The organism is Streptomyces sp. NPDC030838, assembly GCF_055572035.1.
In genome coordinates this window covers 239,640-251,552 of record NZ_JBVIED010000013.1, presented here as the reverse complement: position 1 = coordinate 251,552, position 11,913 = coordinate 239,640, and the positions used below count along the sequence as shown (strand labels likewise).

The 11,913-nt window shown below is 72.9% G+C and carries 9 protein-coding genes and 1 pseudogene; 7 read left to right on the top strand and 3 right to left on the bottom strand.

Going from position 1 to position 11,913, the window contains the following annotated elements:
* Positions 1-9: 9 nt before the first annotated feature.
* The 5 genes from glgC to ACZ42A_RS29425 all read left to right on the top strand — a co-directional run bounded on the left by glgC (position 10) and on the right by ACZ42A_RS29425 (position 5,408).
* Positions 10-1,230, top strand: a complete 1,221-nt coding sequence (gene glgC, locus ACZ42A_RS29445) for a glucose-1-phosphate adenylyltransferase (protein WP_468530316.1) — start codon at positions 10-12, stop codon at positions 1,228-1,230.
* 101 nt (positions 1,231-1,331) lie between these two features.
* A complete protein-coding gene (locus tag ACZ42A_RS29440; protein WP_468530315.1) occupies positions 1,332-2,696 on the top strand; it encodes a wax ester/triacylglycerol synthase family O-acyltransferase in 1,365 nt (454 codons plus the stop codon).
* 105 nt (positions 2,697-2,801) lie between these two features.
* Positions 2,802-4,295, top strand: a complete 1,494-nt coding sequence (locus tag ACZ42A_RS29435; protein WP_468530314.1) for an SDR family NAD(P)-dependent oxidoreductase — start codon at positions 2,802-2,804, stop codon at positions 4,293-4,295.
* Positions 4,296-4,676: 381 nt separating this feature from the next.
* Positions 4,677-4,850: a hypothetical protein gene (locus ACZ42A_RS29430; RefSeq protein WP_468530313.1), complete on the top strand. Its 174-nt coding sequence runs from the start codon at positions 4,677-4,679 to the stop codon at positions 4,848-4,850.
* 54 nt (positions 4,851-4,904) lie between these two features.
* Positions 4,905-5,408, top strand: coding sequence for a GNAT family N-acetyltransferase (locus ACZ42A_RS29425; RefSeq protein WP_468530312.1), 504 nt, complete (start codon positions 4,905-4,907; stop codon positions 5,406-5,408).
* On the opposite strand, the gene ACZ42A_RS29420 is transcribed toward ACZ42A_RS29425, so the two are convergent.
* A complete protein-coding gene (locus ACZ42A_RS29420) occupies positions 5,405-6,754 on the bottom strand; it encodes an amidase (protein WP_468530311.1) in 1,350 nt (449 codons plus the stop codon). The genes ACZ42A_RS29425 and ACZ42A_RS29420 overlap by 4 nt on opposite strands.
* A 130-nt stretch (positions 6,755-6,884) precedes the next feature.
* On the opposite strand from ACZ42A_RS29420, the pseudogene ACZ42A_RS29415 reads away from it, so the two are divergent.
* Positions 6,885-9,904, top strand: a pseudogene (locus ACZ42A_RS29415) (alpha-mannosidase).
* Between the two features lie 33 nt (positions 9,905-9,937).
* On the opposite strand, the gene ACZ42A_RS29410 reads toward ACZ42A_RS29415, so the two are convergent.
* Positions 9,938-10,525: a DUF2867 domain-containing protein gene (locus ACZ42A_RS29410; protein WP_468530310.1), complete on the bottom strand. Its 588-nt coding sequence runs from the start codon at positions 10,523-10,525 to the stop codon at positions 9,938-9,940.
* A gap of 120 nt (positions 10,526-10,645) precedes the next feature.
* On the opposite strand from ACZ42A_RS29410, the gene ACZ42A_RS29405 reads away from it, so the two are divergent.
* Positions 10,646-11,197, top strand: coding sequence for a TetR/AcrR family transcriptional regulator (locus ACZ42A_RS29405; protein WP_468530309.1), 552 nt, complete (start codon positions 10,646-10,648; stop codon positions 11,195-11,197).
* Positions 11,198-11,204: 7 nt separating this feature from the next.
* Here ACZ42A_RS29405 and ACZ42A_RS29400 read toward each other — a convergent pair whose 3' ends face one another.
* A complete protein-coding gene (locus ACZ42A_RS29400) occupies positions 11,205-11,912 on the bottom strand; it encodes a FadR/GntR family transcriptional regulator (RefSeq protein ID WP_468530308.1) in 708 nt (235 codons plus the stop codon).
* Position 11,913: the final 1 nt, after the last annotated feature.

Genomic DNA, 11,913 nt, shown 5'->3' with positions numbered 1-11,913 from the left:
GGAGCGGCCATGCGTCGTGGGGGACCTTCGGTGCTCGGAATCGTCCTGGCGGGCGGCGAGGGCAAGCGCCTGATGCCGCTGACCGCGGACCGCGCGAAACCCGCGGTCACCTTCGGCGGGACCTACCGCCTCGTCGACTTCGTGCTGTCCAACCTCGTCAACGCCGACATCCTGCGCATCTGTGTGCTGACGCAGTACAAGTCGCACTCCCTGGACCGGCACATCACCACCACCTGGCGGATGTCCAGCCTGCTCGGCAACTACGTCACCCCGGTCCCCGCCCAGCAGCGCCTCGGCCCGCGCTGGTACCTGGGTAGCGCGGACGCCATCCTGCAGTCCCTGAACCTGGTGTACGACGAACGGCCCGAGTACGTCGCGGTGTTCGGCGCCGACCACGTGTACCGCATGGACCCGCGGCAGATGCTCGCCCAGCACATCGAGTCCGGGGCCGGTGTCACGGTCGCGGGGATCCGTATCCCGCGCGCCGAGTCGTCGTCCTTCGGCGTGATCACGCCCGGCTCGGACGGCCGGACCGTGGAGCGGTTCCTGGAGAAGCCGGCCGACCCGCCCGGCCTGCCGGACCGCCCCGACTGCGTCTTCGCCTCGATGGGCAACTACATCTTCACCACCAAGGCCCTGATCGAGGCCCTCCAGCGGGACGCCGAGGACGAGAACTCCGTGCACGACATGGGCGGTTCGATCCTGCCCCAGCTCACCGAGCGCGGCGAGGCGCGGCTGTACGACTTCGGCGACAACCACGTGCCCGGCGAGACCAGCCGCGACCAGGGCTACTGGCGGGACGTCGGCACCCTCGACGCGTACTACGACGCGCACATGGACCTGATCGCCGAGCGGCCCGCGTTCAACCTCTACAACCGCAGCTGGCCCATCTACACCCACTCCAACCAGCTCTCCCCGGCCCGCTTCAACGCGGGTGGCATCGCCGGCGAGTCGATCATCAGTGCCGGCTGCCTGATCCGCGGGCAGGTCACCCGGTCGGTGCTCTCGCCGGGTGTGGTGGTCGACCCGGGGGCGGTGGTGCAGGGGTCGGTGCTGCACGACAACGTGCACATCGGCCGGGGCGCGGTGGTGCGCGGGGCCGTCCTGGACAAGAACGTCGAGGTGCCGCCGGGCGCCACGATCGGGGTCAACCCGGACCGCGACGCCGAGCTGTACACCGTGTCCAAAGGCGGGGTGATCGCGCTGGGCAAGGGGCAGCGGGTTTCGTAACTTAATCCGCTGTTAACTGAGCGTAATCCGGCAATCCTTGACCGTAATCGTTCACGGAGGATTGACTGCTTGCCCACCCGTCGTCGACGCGAGGCAAGCCATTGACTTCTGACGACCTGCTCGCACCCCTCGACCTGGCGTTCTGGAACATCGAGTCCGAGCGGCACCCCATGCACCTGGGCGCCCTCGGCGTCTTCACCGCGCACTCGCCCACCGCGGGCGCCCACGCCGCGGACCTGCTCGCCGCCCGGGCCGCGGCCGTGCCCGGACTGCGCATGCGGATCCGGGACGTGTGGGGGCCGCTCGACGTGAGCCGGCCCTTCCCCCTCGACCTCAGACGGTCCCTGGCCTTCGGCGGCGCCGCCCGCGAGCCCGACCCCGGCTTCGACCCGCTGCACCACGTCCGGCTGCACGCCCCCACCGCCGACTTCCAGGCCGCGGCCGGCCGGCTCATGGAGCGGCCCCTGGAGCGCGGCCGGCCGCCCTGGGAGGCCCATGTGCTGCCCGGCGAGGACGGGGTCTCCTTCGCCGTGCTGTTCAAGTTCCACCACGCCCTGGCCGACGGGCTGCGGGCGCTCACCCTGGCCGCGGCGGTGCTGGATCCGATGGACCTGCCCCCGTCCCGGCCCCGCCGCCCCGAGCCCCCGCGCGGCCCGCTGCCGGACGTCCGCCGGCTGCCCGCACTCCTGCGCGGCGCCCTGTCCGGCGCGAGCCGGGCCGTCGGCATCGGCGCCTCGGTCGCCCGCTCCGGTCTGAACGTCCGCTCCTCCCCGGCCCTGGCCGCCGCGCCCTCCGGCACCCGCCGCACCGCCGGAGCGGTCGTCGACCTCGACGACGTGCACCGGGTCCGCAAGGCCGTCGGCGGCACCGTCAACGACGTACTGATCGCCGTCGTCGCGGGCGCCCTGCGGCGCTGGCTCGACGAACGCGGCGACGGCAGCGAGGGCCTCGCGCCCCGCGCCCTGATCCCCGTCTCCACCCGCCGCCCGCGCACCGCGTCCCCGCAGGGCAACCGGCTCTCCGGCTATGTGATACGTCTCCCCGTCGGCGAGGCCGACCCGCTGTGCCGGCTCGGCGCGGTCCGCACCGCCATGGACCGCAACAAGGACGCCGGACCCCACCGCGGCGCGGGCGCCGTCGCCCTGCTCGCCGACCATGTGCCGGCCCTCGGCCACCGGCTCGGCGGCCCGCTGGCCGCGCAAGCCGCCCGGCTCTGGTTCGACATCCTGGTCACCAGCGTGCCGCTGCCCTCGCTCGGCCTGAAGCTCGGCGGCGCCCCGCTCGCCGAGGTCTACCCCTACGCCCCGCTGGCCCACGGACAGTCCCTCGCGGTCGCCGTCTCCACCTACCGGGGCACCGTCCACTACGGGCTCGTCGCCGACGCCGAGGCCGTCCCCGACCTCGACCGGCTCGCCCAGGCCCTCACCGACGAGGTGCGGACGCTGATCACGGCCTGTACGCCCTGATCGGGACGGGTTTGGCGAGGGGGCCCGGCGCTCCGTAAAATCCGACGTTCGAATGCGGGCGCGAGTCGGAGCGCCGCCAGGGCAGAAACAGGGAACGCAGCGGCGATGACGGTCACACAGGACGGCACCCAGACCCCGGACGAGGTGGTCTACGGGCCCGGCATCGACCCCGAGCGTCTGGCGATCTGCCTCAGCGTGCTCGAAGAGCTGGACAAGCTCGAGGTCGACCACCCCGACGCGATCAAGGTGCGCCGGGCCACCTCGCACATCTACCGGACGGTCAAGCAGCGCCGCCGCCAGGAGCGCCGCGCCGCCAAGACCGCCCACGACCGGCAGGTCACCGAGGCCACCGCGACCGGCTCCGCCGAGCGCATCGACGACGAGACCGAGGGCATCCTGCCCTCCTCCAAGATCGAGGCGGGCCGGATCGCCGGGATACTCCAGCGGCCGCGCTCCTGCTACGTCTGCAAGACGCGGTACGTCGAGGTCGACTACTTCTACCACCAGCTCTGCCCGGACTGCGCCGCCGAGAACCGGGCCAAGCGCGACGCCCGCGCCGACCTCACCGGCAGGCGCGCGCTGCTCACCGGAGGCCGCGCCAAGATCGGCATGTACATCGCGCTGCGGCTGCTGCGCGACGGCGCGCACACCACGATCACCACCCGGTTCCCCAAGGACGCCATCCGCCGCTTCAAGGCCATGGACGACTCGGCGGACTGGATCCACCGCCTGGAGGTCGTCGGCATCGACCTGCGCGACCCCGCCCAGGCCGTGGCCCTCGCGGACCAGGTCGCCGAGGCCGGCCCCCTCGACATCCTGATCAACAACGCGACGCAGACCGTGCGCCGCCTGCCCTCCGCCTACGCCGCCCTGGTCGAGGGCGAGAGCGCCCCGCTGCCCGCCGGCGAACTGCCCGCCCATCAGGTCATCGGCGCCTTCAACTCCGGCGCGGTCGACGGTCTCGCCGCGCTGCCCGTCGGCGTCAGCGGGCTCGACGCGCAGAAGGTGGCCGACCTCGCCCTGGTCGCGGGCAACGCCAGCGTCGCCCGCCACCTCGACGGCACGGCCATCGACGCCGGCGGCCTGGTGCCGGACGTCGTCGACACCAACACCTGGGTGCAGACCATCGAACAGATCTCCCCGGTGGAGCTGCTCGAGACCCAGCTGTGCAACTACACCGCGCCCTTCATCCTGATCAGCAAGTTGCGGTCGGCGATGGCCGAGGCCGCCCGGAAGGCGCCCAGCGGGCGCTCCTACGTCGTCAACGTCTCGGCGATGGAAGGCGTCTTCAGCCGCGGCTACAAGGGTGCGGGGCACCCGAACACCAACGCCGCGAAGGCCGCGATGAACATGGTGACGCGGACCAGCGCCCAGGAGATGTTCGAGACCGACCGCATCCTCATGACCTCGGTCGACACCGGCTGGATCACCGACGAGCGTCCGCACTTCGACAAGCTGCGCCTGGCCGAGGAGGGCTTCCACGCCCCGCTCGACCTGGTCGACGGCGCCGCCCGCGTCTACGACCCGATCGTGCGCGGCGAGGCGGGCGAGGACCTGTACGGCGTCTTCCTGAAGGACTACGCGCCGGGCAAGTGGTAGTCGTCCGCACATCAGTTCAGCCGGATAGGCCGAGCGGGTGAATCGCGAACGGCGCATCACGGAGCAAACGGGTGCAAGGGGTTGTGCGGTGCAGGCGGGGTGACTTGGCAGAGTCACCCCTAATCTCCCCCTAGTTCCAAACCCCATCGAGCGGAGGCCCGCTCATTTGGTTAGTCTGGAGCGGACGGACAGCAGCACGGGTCCCTACCCACACCCACCGTCCGTCCCGGGATGAGCCGGTGCACAACGGCCTGCCCTCCCGCGAGTTGTCGACGCCACCGCGTCCGGACGGTTTTCGACCCAGACCCGAGTGTGCGTCGCGCCGCGGACCGCGGACCGGCCGGCGAGCCCGAGGGTGACCCGACACATAAGGAGTGCGCGGTGACACCGGAGAAGAAGAATCGCGATCAGCGCCCCAAGGAACGCAGCGAGCGCGCGGGCCGGCGCCCCGGAGAGATCGGCAGCCTCGACGTGTGGGCCCGTTCGGCCCCGATCCGCCTGGCGGGCTACGAGGACGACCTCGCCGAGCCGCACATCCTCCCCAGCGTGGACTGACCCCCCGGGCGGTCCGCCGCGATCAGGTCAGCTGGGCGTGCGAGACTCACGCCCATGCTGATCAGAGAAGCCACCGCCGACGACTGGCCGCGCATCTGGCCCTTCTGGCATCGCATCGTCGCCGCCGCCGAGACCTACGCCTGGGATCCCGACACCGGCGAGGAAGCGGCCCGCGCCCTCTGGATGAGCCCGGCCAAGCGCGTCTACGTCGCCGAGGACGCCTCGGGAGCCGTCGTCGGCTCCGCCTATCTCACGCCCAACTACGGCGGCCCCGCCGCGGGTATCGCCAACGCCGGCTTCATGGTCGACCCCGACCAGGGCGGCCGGGGCATCGGCCGCGCCCTCGCCGAGCACATCCTCGCCGAGGCCGCCGCGCACGGCTACCGGGGCATGGTGTTCAACGCGGTCGTCGAGACCAACCCGGCGGTGAAGCTCTGGACGTCCCTCGGCTTCACGATCCTCGGCACGGTGCCGGAGGCCTTCGACCACCCCCGGCACGGACGCGTCGGCCTGCACATCATGTACAAGGCCCTCCAACCGGCCGAGCAGGCGCCCTAGTCGAGCGGCGCGGTCCGCTCCCACGGGCGCAGCCGCTCCAACTGCCCGGCCAGTTCCAGCAGTTCCGCCTCCGACCCCGGCCGCCCCACCAGCTGTACGGCGCACGGGGCGCCCGACGGCAGTGTGCCGAGCGGGACGGCCATCGCGGGCCAGCCGGTCAGGTTCCACGGCGGAGTCATCGGCGAATAGGCCGAGTTGGCCGCGATGTTGCGCAGCCAGCCTCGCTCGTGCCATGGCACCGACCGCGGCGAGCGGCGGGCCAGCGCCGGCGTGAGCAGCACGTCGTATTCGGCGAAGAACGGCTCCAGCCGCCGGCGCAGCGCCTCCCGGCTCGCCCCGGCGCGCACCCGCCCGACGAACCGCCGTCCGACGGCCGCGTGGACGCGGGTGCGCCGGGTCAGCAGTCGCGCGTCGAGGCCCTGCGCGTCGACCGACGTGCCGGCCGTCCAGTGCGTCAGCGCGGTGACGCCCAGCGACTGCGGATACGGCGGGTCGGCGCGCCGCACCTGGTGCCCCGCCTTGATCAGCAGCCCGGCCGCCTCCCGCGCGGCCGCGGTGTACGGCTTGCTGAGGGGCACTCCGGCGAGCGGGCTGCGCAGCGACAGGGCGACCTTGCGGGTGGCGGAGGCGTCCGGCCGTACGGCGTCGATCTCCCGGTCCGCGAGGACGGACAGCATCAGCCGCGCGTCCGCCACGGTCGTGGCGAGCGGGCCGTTCTCCGCCATGCCGAACCAGTCGCCCTCGCCGATGCCCGCCGGGACCACCCCGTGGCCCGGCTTGATGGTGACCAGGCCGCAGTTGGCCGCCGGGATGCGCAGCGACCCCATGCCGTCGTTGCCGAGCGCGATCGGCACCATCCCGGCGGCCACGGCGGCGGCGCTGCCGCCCGACGAGCCGCCCGCCGTACGGGAGGTGTCCCACGGGTTGCGGGACGTGCCGTGCACCCCCTCCGTCGTACCGAAGACACACAGCTCCGGCACGTTCGTCAGCCCCACCACCACCGCGCCCGCCGCCCGCAGCCGGGCCACGGTGACATGGTCGTGTTCGGCCCGTGTGTCCGAGGTCGCCGCCGAGCCGTTCCGGGTGGACTCGCCGCGTACCGCCAGATTGTCCTTGACGGCCACGGGCACCCCGGCGAGCGGCAGTTCGCCCAGATCCCCGCGCGCCCCGACCTCGTCGGCCTCCCGCAGCGCCGCCTCCGCCCGGACCGTACGGAAGGCGCCGATCCGCCCGTCCAGCCGCTCGATCCGCGCCAGATGCTCCGCCACCACCTCCCGTGGCGTGACCTGCTTCTCCCGCACGGCGACGGCGATCTCGACGGCGGTCCGTCCGACCCAGTTGGTCACGGGCGCTCCTCGGCGATGAGTGGGCTACTGGCGAGTACGTAGGGAGCACTCTGCCCAACGGAACGGGGGCGCGTCGAGAGGCACGGAACAGGCATGGTTCGAACCGGCCGCCGCAGGGGAGCTGTATCCCATGCATGACGACCGCAGCCTCGTCGAAGGGCGTCTGAGGCGCGTCCTCGACGAACGCGTCCGGCCCGCCGTGTACCCCGAGACCGTGCCGCTGGAGGTGACCGTGTGGCACGCCCCCGACGAGCCGGTGCCGGTCGAGGAGGGGCTGGCGGCCGAGGGGCAGCCGATCGCGGCGGGGGAGCGGTGGGGCGCGCCCTGGGGGACCAGCTGGTTCCGGGTCACCGGGACCGTACCGGAGGAATGGGCCGGGCGGACCGTCGAGGCGGTGCTCGATCTCGGTTTCGAGGCCGGGCTGCCCGGCTTCCAGTGCGAGGGACTGGTCTACCGGCCCGACGGCACCCCGGTGAAGGGCCTGCACCCGCAGAACCAGTGGGTGCGGATCGGCGCGCCCGTGACCGGCGGGGAGGAGGTGCGGCTGCACATCGAGGCCGCCTCCAACCCCGTCGTCCTCGGCTTCCCGCCCTTCCGGCCGACCCCGCTCGGCGACAAGAAGACCGCCGGGCGCGAGCCGCAGTACACGCTCGGGCGGATGGAGCTGGCCGTCTTCGACAAGCCGGTGTGGCAGCTGGTGCTCGACCTGGAGGTGCTCGGCGAGCTGATGGCCGAGCTGCCGGTGGAGTCGGCGCGCCGCTGGGACATCCTGCGAGCCGTGGAGCGGGCCCTCGACGCCGTCGACCTCCAGGACGTTGGGGGTACGGCGGAGCGGGCGCGGGCCTGCCTCACGGACGTCCTCGCCGCGCCCGCCGCCCCCTCCGCGCACCGGATCAGCGCGGTCGGGCACGCCCACATCGACTCGGCGTGGCTGTGGCCGCTGCGCGAGACGGTGCGCAAGGTGGCCCGCACGGCCGCGAACATGACGGCGCTGATCGACGACGAGCCGGAGTTCGTCTTCGCCATGTCCCAGGCCCAGCAGTGGGCGTGGATCAAGGAGCACCGGCCCGAGGTGTGGGCCAGGGTGAAGAAGGCCGTGGCCGACGGGCGGTTCGTGCCGGCCGGCGGGATGTGGGTGGAGTCGGACACCAACATGCCGGGCTCGGAGGCGATGGCCCGCCAGTTCACCCACGGCAAGCGCTTCTTCCTCGACGAGTTCGGCATCGAGAACGAGGAGGTCTGGCTGCCCGACACCTTCGGCTTCGCCGCCGGGCTCCCGCAGATCGTCAGGGCGGCCGGCGCCAGGTACCTGCTGACGCAGAAGATCTCCTGGTCCCGTACGAACGCCTTCCCGCACCACACCTTCCGCTGGGAGGGCATCGACGGCACCCGGATCTTCACCCACTTCCCGCCCGTCGACACGTACAACTGCGCCATGCGCGGCGCCGAACTCGCCCACGCCGCCCGCAACTTCCGCGAGAAGGGCCGCGCCCGCCACTCCCTCGCCCCCACCGGCTTCGGCGACGGAGGCGGCGGGACCACCCGCGAGATGGTCGCCCGCGCCGCCCGGCTGCGCGACCTCGAAGGCTCCCCGACGGTCCGGTGGGAGACCCCGGCGGCGTTCTTCGCCCGCGCCGAGGCCGAGTACCCCGAGCCGCCCGTCTGGGTCGGCGAGCTGTACCTCGAACTCCATCGCGCCACCCTCACCAGCCAGGCCGGCACCAAACAGGGCACCGCCGCAGCGAACACCTGCTGCGCGAGGCCGAGCTGTGGGCGGCGACGGCCGCCGTACGGACCGGATTCCCCTACCCCTACGAGGAGTTGGACCGCCTCTGGAAGACGGTGCTGCTGCACCAGTTCCACGACATCCTGCCGGGGTCCTCCATCGCCTGGGTGCACCGGGAGGCGCGGCAGACGTACGAGCGGGTGGCGCGCGAGCTGAACGACATCATCGGCGCGGCTCAGCGGGCGCTGGCCGGGGAGGGGGAGCGGGAGCTGGTGTTCAACTCCGCGCCGCACCGCCGGCACGGGGTCCCCGCGGGCGGGGCGGGCCCGGCGGACCTGCCGCGCCCCGCCCGGCTGTCGCCGCGCGCCGACGGCGGATTCGTCCTGGACAACGGCCTGCTCCGGGTCGAGATCGACGCCCGCGGTCTCGTCGTCTCCGCCCACGACCTCGAGGCCGACCGCGAGACCGTCGCGCCGGGCCGGGCCGCGAACCTCCTCCAGCTGCACCCCGACTTCCCGAACATGTGGGACGCCTGGGACGTCGACGAGTTCTACCGCAACACCGTCACCGACCTGACCGACGCCGACGAGGTCGCCGTCGGCGAGGACGGCGTCTCGGTCCGCGTCGTCCGTACCTTCGGCGCCTCCCGCGTCACCCAGCTGCTGACGCTCGCGCCGGGGGAGCGGCGGCTGGTGCTGGACACGGAGGTCGACTGGCACGAGACGGAGAAGTTCCTCAAGCTGGCCTTCCCGCTCGACTTGCACGCCGAGCGGTACGCCTCGGAGACCCAGTTCGGCCACCTCTTCCGCCCCACGCACGCCAACACCTCCTGGGACGCCGCCAGGTTCGAGGCCTGCAACCACCGCTTCGTCCACCTGGCGGAGCCCGGCTGGGGCGTCGCGCTCGTCAACGACTCGACGTACGGCCACGACGTGACCCGGACCGTCCGCACCGGCCCCGACGCCGGTACGACCACCACGGTCCGCGTCTCCCTGCTGCGCGCCCCGCGCTTCCCCGACCCCGAGACCGACCAGGGCGTCCACCGCTTCCGGCACGCCCTGGTGCCGGGCGCGGACATCGGCGACGCGGTGCGCGAGGGCTGGTGGATCAACCTTCCGGAGCGGCGGCTGAGGGGCGCGCGGGAGGTCGCCCCGCTGCTCTTCGTCGACCACGACGCCGTGGTCGTCACGGCAGTGAAACTGGCCGACGACGGCAGCGGCGACGTCGTCGTCCGCTTCCACGAGGCCCACGGCGGCCGGGCCCGCGCGACCCTGACGGCCGGTTTCGCGGTCGCCGGGGTCACGGTCACCGACCTGCTGGAACGCCCGCTGCCGGACGCCCCGGCGCCGATGGTCGACGGCGAGCGGATCGCCGTACGGCTGCGGCCGTTCGAGCTGATGACGCTCCGGTTGCGGCGGGCCTGACGGCGGGGCCGGGCGCGGCACGGGCGAGGGTGGTCACGCCGGGGTGGTGGCGCGTCCGTCCCAGTGCCGCTCCCACCAGCGCAGCAGCTGGGGGTACACGACGAGATACCGGAACGGCTTGATCGCGGCCATGTAGGCGCTGCCCCAGCGGCCGTTGGGCCGGACCAGGACGGCCATCTGGCCGCGATACCCGCCGTGGCCGTCGGGCACCCAGGCGAGGTGCAGGATGCCGTGCACCGTCCGGTTGGCCATCTCGGCGGCCCACTCGTTCTCCCGCCTGTACAGCGTCGAGAAGGGCGGGCCCGCCTCCGGCACCGTGGGAAGGTCCCGCGCCTCGGCGGGGAGCCGGTCGCGCAGGGTTCGCACCCGGGTGCCCAGACCGTCCTTGTCCTTGTCCCAGCCGAGCAGCGCGCCCAGCTTCCAGCGCGCCGCCCACAGGAACCGCGTGGGGAGGTTGGCCTGGCTGACGAAGTCCCGCTCGGAGAAGGTCGAGAGCAGGCGCGGGAAGTCGTCGGGGCCGCCCGGTGTGGGCAGGGCCCATACGTCTTCCAGGCGGAAGTCGTGGGAGATGGCGTGGAGGAGCCAGTCCTGGGAGGTGTGTGCGGTCCGGGGCAGCTTCATGAGGAAGGCCTCGCTTCCATACGCTGGTGTATGGATGACAGCGTAGCCCCTTCCATACGGCGGCGTATAGAAAATCCATACGGTCGCGTATGGACGATGTGGAACAGAAGGAGACCGACCGTGGCCCAGGCCCGCACCCCGCGCGGCAAGTGGATCGAGGAGGGCCTGCGCGCACTCGCGGCCGGCGGCCCCGACGCGGTCCGCGTCGAACCGCTCGCGCAGTCGCTCGGCGTCAGCAAGGGCGGCTTCTACTGGCACTTCGGGGACCGGGAGACCCTGCTCGGCGAACTCCTCGACACCTGGGAGCGCGACGTCACGGAGCAGGTCATCGAGCGCGTCGAGAGCGAGGGCGGGGACGCCCGGGAGCGGCTGCGGAGGCTGCCGGAGGCCATCGTGCCCAAGGTGACCACCGACATCCGCACCGACCTCGCGATCCGCGAGTGGGCGCGACGCGACGAGCGGGTCGCCGAACGGCTGCGGCGGGTGGACACCCGGCGCATGGACTATCTGCGGTCGCTGTTCGCCGCGTTCTGCGAGGACGACGACGAGGCCGAGGCCCGCGCCATGCTCGCCTTCTCGGTGTGGCTGGGCGGCCATCTCATCGCCGCCGACCACCACGGCCGCGACCGCGAGGAGGTACGGGAACTGGTGTGGCGGCGGCTGCTCCGGTGAGACCCGGCTACCGCCCGAGCCGCCCCCGCAGCCACTGCTCCACCTCGCCCACGTGCGCGGCCGCCGCCGCGCGGGCCGCCTCCGGGTCGCGGGCGGCCAGGGCGCGGTGGATGGCGGCGTGTTCGCGGCGGGTGCGGGCGATCGCGTCCTCCTCCTGGTAGCCGCGCCAGACCCGGGCGCGGAAGGTCCGCGTCGACAGGCCTTCCAGGATGGCGGCCATCGTCTCGTTGCCGGCCGCGACGGCGATCACCCGGTGAAAGGCCAGATCGTGGGCGAGGATCCGGTCCGGGTCGTCGGTGGCCTCCATCGCCGCCAGGTGCTCCTCGACCTCCGCCAGCTGCTCAGCCGTGATGCGCGCGGCGGCCAGCGCCGTCGCCGTCGACTCCAGGACGCGGCGGATCTCGAGGAGTTCGACCAGCCGCTCGCCCTGGGAGAGGTCGGCCACCACGCCGAAGGTCTCCAGCAGATCGGCGGCCTGGAGCCGGGTGACGTAGATGCCGGAACCGTGCCGTGCCTCCAGCACGCCGAGCACGGTCAGCGCGCGGATCGCCTCGCGCATGGAACTGCGGGAGATGCCCAGGCCGGCCGCGAGTTCGCGTTCGGTCGGCAGCCGCTGGCCGGGTTCCAGTCGCCCCTCGGCGATCATCGCCTTGATCCGCTCGATGGCGCGCTGCGTCACCGTGCCCTTCTGCGGGGCCGCTTCCGTCTCCGTCACG

Excerpts from the sequence above, each read along its gene's own strand:
- glgC (WP_468530316.1), top strand. The coding sequence starts at position 10 with ATGCGTCGTGGGGGACCTTCGGTGCTCGGAATCGTCCTGGCGGGCGGC.
- ACZ42A_RS29435 (WP_468530314.1), top strand. The coding sequence starts at position 2,802 with ATGACGGTCACACAGGACGGCACCCAGACCCCGGACGAGGTGGTCTAC.
- ACZ42A_RS29425 (WP_468530312.1), top strand. The coding sequence starts at position 4,905 with ATGCTGATCAGAGAAGCCACCGCCGACGACTGGCCGCGCATCTGGCCC.
- ACZ42A_RS29410 (WP_468530310.1), bottom strand. The coding sequence starts at position 10,525 with ATGAAGCTGCCCCGGACCGCACACACCTCCCAGGACTGGCTCCTCCAC.